Below are 12,878 nucleotides of genomic sequence, written 5' to 3'. Positions count from 1 at the left end.
AAAATTTTCGAAATTGATGTATTAAATGGAGAATTAGCAAATGTTCTACTTTCATTAAATTCACGTGAAGTTCACAGGGAAACGTTATATTTACATAGTTACATTTGAATTTAATGAAGTGAGGTATTCGGATTTGAAAAGAAAGAAATTAGTAATTGGTAGCATTTTAATGGGGATGACGTTATCTTTATCTGCATGTGGTTCATCAGATAATATTGTAACTACAAAATCAGGAAGCATTTCAGAAAGTGATTTTAACAAAAAATTAAAAGAAAACTATGGTAAACAGAATTTATCTGAAATGGTAGTAGAGAAAGTATTAAATGATAAATATAAAGTTACGGATGAAGAGGTAACGAAACAACTGAAAGAATTAAAAGACAAGATGGGCGATAATTTTAATACATATATGGAATCTAATGGTGTGAAAAATGAAGATCAGTTGAAAGAGAAATTAAAGCTTACTTTCGCTTTTGAAAAAGCTATTAAAGCAACCGTAACGGAAAAAGATATTAAAGATCACTATAAGCCAAAGCTTCAAGTTAGCCATATTTTAGTGAAAGATGAAAAGACAGCAAAAGAAATTAAAGAAAAATTAAATAGTGGCGAAGATTTCGCGGCATTGGCTAAACAATATTCAGAGGATCCAGGTTCTAAAGAAAAAGGTGGAGAACTATCTGAATTTGGACCAGGTATGATGGTGAAAGAATTTGAGGATGCTGCATATAAGTTAGAAGTTGGTCAATTGAGTGAACCTGTTAAATCTTCTTTCGGATATCATATTATTAAGTTAACGGATAAAAAAGAGCTTAAACCGTATGAGGAAGAGAAAGAGAATATTCGTAAAGAATTAGAACAGCAACGTATACAAGATCCTCAATTCCATCAACAAGTTACTAGAGATCTGCTTAAAAATGCAGATATAAAAGTATCTGATAAAGACTTGAAAGATACCTTTAAAGAGTTAGAAAAATAATAAATGGAATGTAAGACAATCGATAGAAATATCGGTTGTCTTTTTCTCTATTTTTCCGGCTATTTGCCGGGCAGTAAGACCCCAAAACTCAAAATTCAGCGGAAGCAAAGAAATTAGGTGGGGGCCCCGCTGCCCGTAAACGCCCGATTGGTGAGGGCTCACTTTATATAGAAGCTGGGAGTGGGAAAATACTTTCACACCTGCATTAAATTTTATTTAACAAGAAATCTTTGAGTTTCTCAACTATTATAACAAAATAAAACTGAATTTTCAGTTATTTTGTTATATAGTAAAAGAGAACGAATAAGGGGAGGGAACATTTTGAGTAAAAAGAAAATGGCAATTACACTGTCAGCAATGCTATCTGCAACAATTATACCTAGCTTTACTATGGATGTGCATGCAGAGAAGAAAGAAGAGACTAAAAATACGAAAATTGAATTAGAAAACGGGATGACAAAGCCGATTTATTCTCTCGATGAAGCTATTATCGAAAATTTATATGTAGAGACAGAAGTTGATAGTGATCGCGACGGTAAGAAAGACAGAGTATCGATAAAAGTTATGCGTCCAAAGACAGATTCGAATGTGAAGGTTCCTGTTATTTATGAAATGAGTCCATATCGATCTGGATTAAAAGATGTTCCTGTATATAATGTAGATGAAGAATTGTATGCGTATGAAGGAAAACCGTATGGAGCGGTTAATCTTGGTTCGTATGGGAACTATTACGTGCCAAGAGGTTATGCAGTTATTCTAGGCGAAAGTATCGGTACTGGAAAATCAGATGGATGCCCTACAACTGGAGATGAACAAGAAATACTCGGTACAAAGTCTGTTATTGATTGGGTAAACGGTCGCGCGAAAGCATTTACAGAACAGGGTGAGGAAGTTCAGGCAAATTGGTCTACAGGAAATGTAGGTATGACTGGAGTTTCTTATAATGGTACACTACCAAATGCTGTTGCGACTACTGGAGTTGAAGGTTTAAAAACAATTATTCCAATCGCAGCAATTAGTAGTTGGTATGATTATTATCGTGCAAATGGTGCAGTAATTGCGCCAGGCGGATATCAAGGAGAAGATACAGATAATATGGCAGAAGCAGTACTGACAAGGGAAAATCCTGAAGTTTGCGGACAAGTTATAAAAGAGTTAACGGCTGGACAAGACCGAAAAACAGGTAATTATAATGATTTTTGGGATAAACGCAATTATGTAAAAGATGCTAAAAATGTAAAAGCAAGCGTATTTGTTGTTCATGGTTTAAATGATTGGAATGTTAAGACGAAGCAGTTCGCGCAATGGTGGGATGCACTCGGAGAAAATAATGTTCCTCGTAAAATGTGGCTACACCAAGGTGGTCATGGTGGGACATCAAGTAATAACTGGCAGCAAACACAAAATAAATGGTTAGATTATTGGTTGTACGGAATTGAAAATGGAATTATGGATGAACCAATGGTTGATGTGCAAAGAGAAAATAAATCGTGGCAAAAGATAAAAAATTGGCCAGATCCAGCGGCTGTACCTTCAAAAATCCGTATGTATTTAAGTAATAAATCAGTCAATTTCCCACTAAGTATGGGATCGGCTAATAAAGTTTTCTCATTCTTAGATGATGCACAAATGAAATCAAATCAATTAGTAGCAAACCCAGAATTAGAAGTAGCCAATCGATTAGTATATACAATGCCTGTACTTCAAAAAGATACACGCATAAGTGGTACACCAAAGATTTCAATTACAGGAAATATTGATCGATCTGTATCAAATTTAACAGCATTACTTGTTGACTATGGAGGAACGAAGCCGGAAATCGTAACGAGGGGCTGGATGGATCCACAAAACTTGAATAATATAGAAGATTCAACAGCGATTCAACCGGGCAAAGATTATACATTTATATGGGACATGCAGCCAGATGATTATGTCTTTAAAGCTGGACATCAAATAGGGGTCGTTTTAATTGCTAGCGACTATGATTATACAATTAGACCGAAAGCGGGCACGAAACTTACAGTGAAATTAAGTGAAGTGACATTGCCGATTGTGAAATAAATATTTTTTCCAAAGAGCTTACTAAAGTAAGCTTTTTGTTTTATAGTCTGAATTTTTAATTTTATATTTCAAATTGGAAGGTTATGTAATACAATATCATTATATTCTATGGAAAGTGAGTGATATAATATGACAGTAAGCTCTTTCGAAATCTCATTAAAACTAGAGGTACGAGAAGATTAGTTGAATTGGAATCTTCCGTACGTAAAAACGGAGGAGAAAATAAATGTTTAGTTTTTATAGTACACTTTGTACGGAACTGTATGATTACACAAAACCAGTCGGTTATTCTTTAAATGGTGATATTGAGTATTACAAAGAACGTTTAAAAGATTGTAGAGGTAGAATTCTCGAAGCTGCAGTAGGTTCAGGGCGTGTCATCATTCCGCTTCTAGAGGCTGGTTTTAAAGTGGATGGGATAGATTATTCACCTGAAATGCTTGATTCTTGCCGTAAGCGGTGTAAAGAGAGAGGCTTACATCCTAATTTATATGAAGGAAGCTTGCAACAATTTTCACTTCCGCATAAATATGAGGCAATTATCATTCCTACTGGATCTTTTTGTTTAATTGAAAATCGTGTGGATTCTATAAACGCATTGAAATGTTTTTATGAACATCTTAATCCAGGCGGACGATTAATCGTAGATATTATGCTTCCGAATGACTGGAAGACTGGGGAAATTCATACATCGACTTTTTCTTTGCCGAGTGGAGACGGAATCACATTAGAAAATAAATCAATTGAAATAGATTGGCTGAACCAAGTTACTGTATCATATTTGAAATATGAAAAGTGGAGTAAAGGACAGCTAGTACAAACAGAGTTACAACGTTTTGCGCTGCGCTGGTATGGAATAGTAGAGTTTAAACTCCTTTTAGAAAGTATAGGTTTCTCTAACATTACTTGCTCTGCTGAATATGTTTATGAAAAAGAACCGTCAAATGCAAATCAAATGATTACTTTTGAAGCTCTGCGAAACGAAAAATAGAGAACTATCTATGGAAACAAGGCAGTCAATACAAAATCGACTGTCTTGTTTCCATTGTCCAAGCATTCTCCTACTAACTACATATACTATTTATGTTAAAATCAGTCACTATTTTAAACAGGACTGCTATTTTAATATATATAACTATTCAGGGAAGAGGGGAGAATAAATTTGGAAAACGAAGAACAAGGTAGAATTGAAAATCAAGTGTATTCAAATCGTGTAGTAAGATCAGAATTTGATTCGAATTGGGAAACTTGTATATCAAAGAGTGGTTATGTAATTTATATAGCAACAAGTAATAATGCTGAAGTAATAGTACTTCTTGCAGATGGTTCAAGTAAATTATTAATTTTCGAAAAAGGTGGTAAAGTAGTAGTAGGTGGCGGTGGAACAAGTCATTACAGTAAGCCACATATTGCAAGAAATATTTAAGGTAAAACATGTTAATTGAGAAGAAGCTGGAAGACGGTTAGTCATTCATATTTAGAGAATGACTAACGGTTTTTAAATGTAGTTTTTGAAGAATTATATAACTAATATAAAAAGCATTTCCTATTTCGGGAAATGCTTTTTATATGTTATAGTATAATAGTGTTTTAAAACAATGTTATTTTAATATATTTCAAATTTTGTTATGTATTATTTTTATATTAAATTAGCACCTAAAGTATTTTTTTATATAAGGAGTAGTAATTAGAGAAATGAAAAATATAGACTTTATACTAGAAAGTGATGAGGCATTAAAACCGTCTGAACGATTAGTACTATTATTATTAGAGAAGCATAGAATGTTATATACGAACGATCTATTGGCATTATCAAATTTATCATATAAAACATTAACAGATTCATTAACGGCGCTTGTTTTAAAATCGTATGTGTTAAAGGAAACAGGTAAGGGAAGAAGACAGAATTGCTATAGATTAGTATGATAAGGCAGCTGTTTTAGAGATTTTTACATATGTTTTTTAATCGTAAGGCGAAAATGTGTTTTGGGTTTTCAAACGAAAAACTTACTATAAGAGGGGCTAAGATAGTAGTATTTCATTTTTGTAAGTGTAATTATTTCGTCATTGAAAATACTAAAATAAAATAAACCGCATAAAACAGAAATAAAAAAACAATCCATTTTTAAAATGGATTGTTTTTTTATTGGAATAATATTATTTGATATGTTGAAAGTATGAATAGCAGAATAAATATTACCTGTTTTAGTTCATGCAACTGAACAAATATGATGAAAACTATGTGTATAGTTTTTTTAATTGCTTTTTTCAGTAACTCTAATGAAATCATAGTCTTTATTGTTTAAAGGTATTATTTTTAACATTATTGCTATTCAACATTTAGTACAAAAGTAATTTATAATATTATTATGTAAACTTAAGTTTTAAAAGGAAAATGTAATAATTAATAGAACATGTAGAAGGGGATGCTTAAATATTTTGAAGGATAGGAGATCATTATGGAGCATTTACAATCAATAGCACAAGCTGTTTTAAGTGGTCATAAGGAAAAAGTAGTGGAGTTTATAAAGGCGAGTCCAAGTATTGTTAACGAATGTAGTGAAGATGGATGGACACCACTTCATTTAGCAGCTTATTTTGGACAGAAAGAAATAGCGAGTTTTCTTTTAGAAAGCGGTGCAGATATACATAGTAGAGCGAAAAACGAAAATGAAAATACGCCTTTGCAAGCAGCAATTGCGAACAAGCAAAGTGAACTTGTTGCTTTCTTAATTGAAAAAGGATCAGATGTAAATATTATGCAAAGTGGTGGCTGGACAGGACTTCACGAAGCGGCATTATTAGGAAATGAAGAAATAATTATGTTACTCCTTAAAAATGGAGCTAATAAGATGATAAAGAAATATGATGGGAAAACAGCGTATGATATTGCATTAGAAAAAGGATATGATCATCTATTACATCATTTGAAACAGGAAGTGAACTTATGATGAATAAATGGAGTGTTGGTATATTTTTATTTAATGAAGTAGAAGTGTTAGACTTTGCAGGGCCATTTGAAGTTTTTTCTGTAACTGAGGTGAATGAAGAAAAACCATTTACTGTTTATACCGTTAGCGAGAATGGGGAAATGATTACAGCAAGGAACGGATTGAAGGTACAGCCAGATTATAGTATTGAAAATTTACCACCAGTGGATATTTTAATAATTCCGGGTGGGCTAGGTGCTAGAGAATATGAAATAAAAAATGAAATAGTAATAAAATGGATTGGCCAGCAAATGAAAGAAGTAAAGCTGATGACGTCAGTTTGTACAGGAGCGCTATTACTGGCGAAAGCAGGTTTATTGGCAGGTTTAAAAGCAACAACACATTGGGCTAGTATTGAAAAGTTTAAAAATGAGTTTCAAAATGTTGAAGTTATAGAAAATGTAAAGTTTGTAGATGAAGGACATATTATAACATCTGCCGGAATTTCAGCTGGAATTAATATGGCATTTCATATTGTGAAAAACTTGTTAGGTGTGCATGTTGCGGAGGACACAGCGAAGCGAATGGAGTATGATATTAGTTTGCCAAATTAAAAAGCCCGGATTGGGCTTTTTATATTGAATGAATATAGTTAAGCTCTTCATCACTCAAAATAGGGCGAACAGATGCATTTGCATTTTCTTGTGCTTGCGTTCCTGACTTCGCACCAGGAATTACAACACTTACTGCCGGATGAGAGAGTACATAGCGAAGTGCAAGTTGCCCGAGGGTCTGATTTTTATTTGAGAGCAACCTAAGTTTTTCTACGGTTTGTAAGTCTTCTTGAAACCAAGTTTCATTTGGCCATTCTTTGCGTAAATCTCCATCTGGAAAAATTGTTTTATTTGTGAATTTTCCAGTTAAAATGCCCATTTTTAATGGACCACGAATAATAGCTCCTAGATTTTTCTCTTGTAAGAATGGTAATATATCTTTTTCTGGTTTTCGATTTAATATATTGTAATCAAGTTGTACGATATCAATTTCGTTGTTTTTATTGAAATGATGAATGTATTGTAAATCATGAGTCGAAACACCGACTGCTCTTACTTTGCCATCACGTTTTAATATGTCAAATGCACGTAGAAATGCTTCTGTTTCTCTACGATTATGCCACCAAATATGACAAAAATAAAGATCAATATAATCTGTTTGAAGACGTTGTAAACTTGTTTCGAATACGGCGATGATTTTTTCGGGAGTATCATATACAGGAACTCCATTAGGATCGTAGTGGTGTCCGATTAAACCACCTTTCGTTGATAGGATAATATTATTACGATGTCCTTTAATCGCGGTAGCTACCAACTTTTCACTATGTCCTAAACCATACACATCCGCAGTATCAATAAAATTCACACCACACTCAATTGCTTTTTTTATAGCAGTTATAGATTGTTTATCGTTAACAGGTCCCCATTCATCACCACCGATTGCCCATGCCCCAAAACCTATTTCAGAAACAGTTATTCCAGTTTTACCTAATGTGCGGTAATGCATATTTCCCCTCCTTGTAAGCATGTTATAACATGGATATGTGGGGAAGGAATTTTGTGTGTAAAAAAACTCTTCTACAATAGTAGAAAAAGAATTACAGAAACTACTATTTTATAGCAGCATGTATAAAAAAAAACGGTGTAAATGTAGAAATGTCGTCGAATGCTATCTTTAATTGGTTAATTTATGGGATATTTTTGTGAAGGAGTTTATTTTATAAGAATAGAATTTAGTTTAGTAAGAAAACGTGCCGATGGTAGTGAAAAATATGGGTTAGGGGGATTTGAATGAGGAAACTCAAACGAGTAAATGTTCCTAATATACCAGAACAATCATCACAACCTAGTGACAAGCGTAAGATAAATAAAAAGAAGTTAAGGCGTCTTATTTTAATGGTCCTTTTTATTGCGGCAACTACTCTGTACGTTCAATATATTTTAACGAAACAACAAGAAGTAATTGATAAAAAGAAAGATACGATTACGGATCAAAAGAAACAATTAGTATCTTTAAAGAAAGATAAAGGTTCTTTAAAGACTAACATAGAAAATTTAACAGACGATGAAGAAGAAATTTTGAAGTTTGCGAGAAAAGAGTATCAATTTTCTAAGTCAAATGAAACTATATTTGTGATGCCAAAGTAATGAAAAAACAGTTAGCCATAGCTAACTGTTTTTTCATGTTTAAATGTCATGGTACAAGGAACAATCACATATTGTAAAAATGAAGAGTTTGAGATATTTTCACAATTATGGAATATACACCGAAATAAATATTGTTAAAATTCTGTTAATTGTATTATAATACAAGATAAGCGGATACATTTTTTAATCAACGTTGAGTTCATCGCTCATACGACTATTAAGAAACCCGTTATCCTCGTATAAGAAAGGAAGGTAGCTGTGTACGCTTCAAATACAATTTATGTCGTAGGGGATGCGAAAGCACCTCAAAATAATCCCATTACTGAAAAGTTTAAAAGCTATTTCGTAGCATTTGTTCTTGTTAAGGATACAGGGGAAATTGTAGATGCAGATTGCTCAGCGACAATTGCATTAACATCTCAATTTGTTAAATATTTATTTTTACATAAAAATATAAATGACCCAGCGTTAGTAATGGAAGTGAAGAACCGTTATTTCGGTTCTTCTCAAAAAGCGTTACTTGTAGCGCTAAAAGATGCACAGAAAAAATATAATCAGATTGCTGCTTTGTCTACTCAATCATAGACAAAATCCAGCCGTAAGAATCATTCTTATGGCTGGATTTTTTTATTCCACATTAAAGTCCTACATCAAAAGCAAAGTAGAGAGATAGGAGAGTAAATGCTCAATAGGTTTACCTAATAATCTGTGGGTAATAAATTTCCGGTGGATTAAGATTTCACTTCATTGGAGAACGAAAGGATGAACAAAATGAAAATTACAGACGTAAAAGTAAATCGTAGACGTATAAAACTTCATACACCGTTTAAAACCGCGCTTCGTACTGTAACAGAAATTGAAAGTATAGATGTTTATATTCATACAGACGAAGGAGTGATTGGTAAGGGGGCTGCAGCCGCAACGCCAGTTATTACGGGTGATTTCACCAGTGGAATGGAAGAAGCGATTTTAGGACCGATGCGTTCATGTTTAATTGGTCAAGATATCATTCAGTTTCAGCAGTTACTACAGCGCATTCAAATGAGTTGTATTGGAAATTCAAGTGCGAAAGCAGCGGTAGATATCGCTCTATATGATGTATATTGCCAATATCAAAATGTGCCGTTATATGCATTGTTAGGCGGGAAGAAAGAAATTTATACCGATATTACAGTGAGTGTGGATGAGCCTGTATTAATGGCAAAAGAAGCGAAGAAACATATAGAAAAAGGATTTCAAACATTAAAGATTAAAGTGGGTAAAGAGGCGCATTTAGATTTGGAACGTATTGAGGCAATTCGAAATGTGGTACCAAGAAATACGACATTACGTTTAGATGCGAATCAAGGTTGGAGTCCAAAAGAAGCGATCTCTATCATTCAAGAGATGGAAAATCGTAATTTAAATATAGAATTTATTGAACAACCAGTACACGCGAAAGATTGGGATGGGTTAAAGTATGTCAAAGATCGTGTGCAAACGCCAATTATGGCCGATGAAAGTATATTTTCAGCAAGTGATGCATTAAAGCTCGTTCAAGGAAGATACGCAGACTTAATTAATATTAAATTAATGAAATGTGGTGGCATACGTGAAGCATGGCGTATTGCAGATATCGCAGAAACGGCTGGTGTGAAGTGTATGGTGGGAAGCATGATGGAATCTTCACTTTCCGTTAGCGCTGTTGCACATTTAGCGGCAGCGCATCCTAATATACATTATTTTGATCTTGATGCACCGCTTTGGTTAATGGAAGAGCCAGAAGGAATGACTTATTCTGGATCAAAGGTAAACCTTCAATCAACAGTGAATAGTAAGTCTTAGGAGAAGAGACTAATAAACTATTTTTTTAAGGGGGATATATATGAAAAAAGCAGGAACTGCATTTTTAACAACTTTATTTATATTTTCATCGTTTACATCGGCAAATGCTGAAGAAAAGAAGGATAATAAAGCATTTATAGATGTATCTGCTGCAACGTTATGGACAGCACCTGATTCATTAAGGTCAATCGATACACCGAGTGCAACAAATCCAGTGGATCTTTGGAAATGGACGAAATCAATGACACTTGACGAGAAACTATGGTTAACAAATGCAAATAAATTAGAAACACAAGCGTTACTCGGTCAAGAAGTAACTGTTATTGATAAGAAAGGCGAGTGGGTGAAGGTATTAGTGCATGGACAGCCAACACCACGAAATGAAGAAGGTTATCCGGGCTGGATGCCTGAAAAGCAATTAACATATAATCAAGAATTTGCAGATAAAACAAATGAACCTTTTGTATTAATAACAAAGCCAACAGCGATTTTATATATAAATCCTTCTGAAAAACATAAATCACTTGAAGTCAGTTATAATACAAGACTGCCGCTATTAAGTGAAGACACAATTTCATACCGTGTATTGTTGCCAAATGGTCAGAAAGCATGGCTACGAAAAAATGATGGAACAGTTTACCGTTCTCAAACTGATATTCCAAAACCGACAGCTGATGATTTAATTAACACAGGGAAAATGTTTTTAGGTTTACCGTATATATGGGCTGGTACAAGTGGTTTTGGATTTGATTGCTCTGGCTTCACGCATACGATCTATAAATCGCACGGCATTACAATTCCGCGAGATTCTGGACCGCAATCAAGAGCAGGAATTGCAGTTGATAAAGAAAACTTACAAAAGGGAGATTTAATCTTCTTTGCACATGATCAAGGGAAAGGTAGTGTCCATCACGTTGCAATGTATATTGGTGATGGCAATATGATTCACTCACCAAGAGCTGAAAGGTCGGTAGAGATTATACCGCTAAATACACCAGGATATATAGAAGAATACGCTGGTGCACGTCGTTACTTACCTTAAAAATAGAGGGGGTTTTCAAATGAAAAAAATTGTTCGTTACTCATTAGTTAGTACTCTATTAGCTTCTTCATTTTTAGTTGGCTGCGCAAAAGAAAAAACTGCAACAAAGCCGAAAGATGAGAAGAAAGTATTGCAGTTACTAGAAATAGGTGAAATTCCGTCGTTAAATTCAGGAAAAGTAACAGATGCAGTCTCGTTTAACGTTTTAAATAACGTAATGGAAGGACTATTCCGTTTATCGAAAAATGATGAAGTAATTGAGGCAGGCGTACAAAAATATGAAGTGAGTAAAGATGGAAAGACATATACATTCCAATTGCGTGATGCGAAATGGTCTAACGGAGATCCAGTAACCGCTCATGATTACGTATACGCTTGGAAGCAATTGATTAATCCAGATACCGCTTCTCAATATGCATACATTGCGTACGATGTGAAAAACGCTGAGAAGATAAATAAAAAACAACTAGGTCTAGATGAATTAGGAGTAAAAGCGAAGGATGATAAAACATTCGTCGTAGAGCTAGAACATCCTGTACCGTATTTTACGAAATTATTAATTTTACCATCCTTCTATCCAATTAACGAAAAATATGCGAAAGAGCAAGGTGATAAATACGGATTAGAAGCAAATAAAGCGGTATATAATGGACCATTTACATTATCAGAGTGGAAGCATGAAGCTAGCTTTACAATGAAGAAAAACGATAAGTATTGGGATAAAAAAGAAGTGAAGTTAGATGAAGTAAACTATCAAATTGTAAAAGAAATTTCAACTGCGGTAAATTTATATGAAACAGATAAAGTTGATAGAGCTGTTATTTCTACAGAATTCGTAGATAAATATAAAAATAATAAAGAGCTAAAACAATACACAGATCCAGTTATGTACTTCTTCCGATTTAATGAAAATGTACCGATTCTTAAAAATAAAAATGCAAGGCTTGCGCTAAGTACAGTTTTTGATAAGAAAGGACTCGCAGATTCATTTTTAAATGATGGTTCGGTTGCTGCAAATTATTACGTACCAAAAGGATTCTTAAAAGGCCCAGATAAGAAAGATTTTAGAAGTACGGCTGGTGAGTTTAATAAGACGAATGTAAAACAGGCGAAGGAATATTGGGAGAAAGCAAAACAAGAGACAGGTACAAATGAAGTGACGTTAGAACTATTAAATTATGACTTAGAAAACTTTAAAAAAGTCGGAGAGTACATTAAAGAGCAGCTTGAGAAAAATTTACCTGGATTAAAAGTGAATGTGAAATTACAGCCACATACGCAAAAATTAGCACTTGAGAAGAAGAAAGAATATGAAATGTCGTTATCACGCTGGTTACCGGATTATCCAGATCCAATGACTTACTTAGAAGTATTCCTTTCTGGAAGCAGTGTTAATAATACAGAATATGCAAACCCAGAATATGATGCGTTAATTAAGAAGATTAAAACAGAATTAGGTAATGATGAAAAGGCTCGCTGGAAAGCAATGCAAGATGCTGAAAAAATGCTACTTGATGATGCAGTAATTGCGCCGGTATTCCAGCGTGGATTATCTTACTTACAAAAACCATATGTGAAAGATTTATATGTACATCAATTTGGTCCATCTACAAGTTTAAAATGGGCAGATGTACAAAAATAAAAGAATGGGGAAACAGACTTCACGTGTGTGATAGTCTGTTTTTTGTACAGTTCCGAATGAAATATAGACATTTCATATGTTTTTTCACGACTTAAAAATAAAATTATTACTAAAATTCCAGTGTGAAATTTATGTAGAATCTTGTATAATTAACGTGTTTCTATGGAAACATTTTCTGGCGCTATTTATATAGGGCTTAATA

The 12,878-nt window shown here is 33.8% G+C and carries 13 protein-coding genes; 12 read left to right on the top strand and 1 reads right to left on the bottom strand.

Features of this window, described 5'->3' with window-relative positions:
* The first annotated feature begins 133 nt into the window (after nucleotides 1–133).
* The 7 genes from IBT51_RS12585 to IBT51_RS12555 all read left to right on the top strand — a co-directional run bounded on the left by IBT51_RS12585 (nucleotide 134) and on the right by IBT51_RS12555 (nucleotide 6,581).
* A complete protein-coding gene (locus IBT51_RS12585; protein ID WP_001987511.1) occupies nucleotides 134–976 on the top strand; it encodes a peptidylprolyl isomerase PrsA in 843 nt (280 codons plus the stop codon).
* Nucleotides 977–1,297: 321 nt separating this feature from the next.
* Nucleotides 1,298–3,037: a Xaa-Pro dipeptidyl-peptidase gene (locus tag IBT51_RS12580; RefSeq protein ID WP_078401829.1), complete on the top strand. Its 1,740-nt coding sequence runs from the start codon at nucleotides 1,298–1,300 to the stop codon at nucleotides 3,035–3,037.
* Nucleotides 3,038–3,263: 226 nt separating this feature from the next.
* Nucleotides 3,264–4,028, top strand: coding sequence for a class I SAM-dependent methyltransferase (locus IBT51_RS12575; RefSeq protein ID WP_200458260.1), 765 nt, complete (start codon nucleotides 3,264–3,266; stop codon nucleotides 4,026–4,028).
* Nucleotides 4,029–4,199: 171 nt separating this feature from the next.
* On the top strand, nucleotides 4,200–4,463 hold the full coding sequence (locus IBT51_RS12570) for a hypothetical protein (RefSeq protein ID WP_075720378.1): 264 nt from the start codon (nucleotides 4,200–4,202) through the stop codon (nucleotides 4,461–4,463).
* A 269-nt stretch (nucleotides 4,464–4,732) separates the two neighbouring features.
* Nucleotides 4,733–4,963 carry a hypothetical protein gene (locus tag IBT51_RS12565; protein WP_000789031.1) on the top strand — a complete coding sequence of 77 codons (231 nt, stop codon included), beginning with the start codon at nucleotides 4,733–4,735 and terminating at the stop codon, nucleotides 4,961–4,963.
* Nucleotides 4,964–5,496: 533 nt separating this feature from the next.
* Nucleotides 5,497–5,988, top strand: a complete 492-nt coding sequence (locus tag IBT51_RS12560; RefSeq protein ID WP_000400688.1) for an ankyrin repeat domain-containing protein — start codon at nucleotides 5,497–5,499, stop codon at nucleotides 5,986–5,988.
* On the top strand, nucleotides 5,985–6,581 hold the full coding sequence (locus IBT51_RS12555) for a DJ-1/PfpI family protein (RefSeq protein ID WP_000981420.1): 597 nt from the start codon (nucleotides 5,985–5,987) through the stop codon (nucleotides 6,579–6,581). The genes IBT51_RS12560 and IBT51_RS12555 overlap by 4 nt, the downstream gene beginning before the upstream one ends.
* Nucleotides 6,582–6,600: 19 nt before the next feature.
* On the opposite strand, the gene IBT51_RS12550 is transcribed toward IBT51_RS12555, so the two are convergent.
* Nucleotides 6,601–7,527, bottom strand: coding sequence for an aldo/keto reductase (locus IBT51_RS12550; protein ID WP_016081254.1), 927 nt, complete (start codon nucleotides 7,525–7,527; stop codon nucleotides 6,601–6,603).
* Nucleotides 7,528–7,811: 284 nt separating this feature from the next.
* Here IBT51_RS12550 and IBT51_RS12545 point away from each other — a divergent pair, with 284 nt between their 5' ends.
* The 5 genes from IBT51_RS12545 (at nucleotide 7,812) to IBT51_RS12525 (ending at nucleotide 12,676) form a co-directional block, all read left to right on the top strand.
* On the top strand, nucleotides 7,812–8,168 hold the full coding sequence (locus IBT51_RS12545; protein WP_001228739.1) for an FtsB family cell division protein: 357 nt from the start codon (nucleotides 7,812–7,814) through the stop codon (nucleotides 8,166–8,168).
* A gap of 258 nt (nucleotides 8,169–8,426) precedes the next feature.
* Nucleotides 8,427–8,753 (top strand): DUF3870 domain-containing protein, encoded by a 327-nt coding sequence (locus tag IBT51_RS12540; RefSeq protein WP_000271322.1) that lies wholly within the window; start codon nucleotides 8,427–8,429, stop codon nucleotides 8,751–8,753.
* A 177-nt stretch (nucleotides 8,754–8,930) separates the two neighbouring features.
* Entirely contained in the window at nucleotides 8,931–9,992 is a 1,062-nt protein-coding gene (locus IBT51_RS12535; protein WP_001038451.1) for a dipeptide epimerase, read from the top strand.
* Between the two features lie 40 nt (nucleotides 9,993–10,032).
* The gene (locus IBT51_RS12530) at nucleotides 10,033–11,034 is read left to right on the top strand and encodes a C40 family peptidase (RefSeq protein ID WP_098853076.1); all 1,002 of its coding nucleotides are present in this window, start codon (nucleotides 10,033–10,035) and stop codon (nucleotides 11,032–11,034) included.
* A 19-nt stretch (nucleotides 11,035–11,053) separates the two neighbouring features.
* Complete coding sequence (locus IBT51_RS12525; protein ID WP_000725187.1) at nucleotides 11,054–12,676, top strand: peptide ABC transporter substrate-binding protein; 1,623 nt, start codon at nucleotides 11,054–11,056, stop codon at nucleotides 12,674–12,676.
* Nucleotides 12,677–12,878 lie beyond the last annotated feature (202 nt).

The sequence above is a fragment of the Bacillus sp. S71 genome (genome assembly GCF_016625265.1).
GTDB classification, from domain to species: Bacteria; Bacillota; Bacilli; order Bacillales; family Bacillaceae_G; genus Bacillus_A; species Bacillus_A cereus.
Note: the sequence above shows the minus strand (reverse complement) of the source record. Positions and strands in the feature narration are given on the sequence as shown.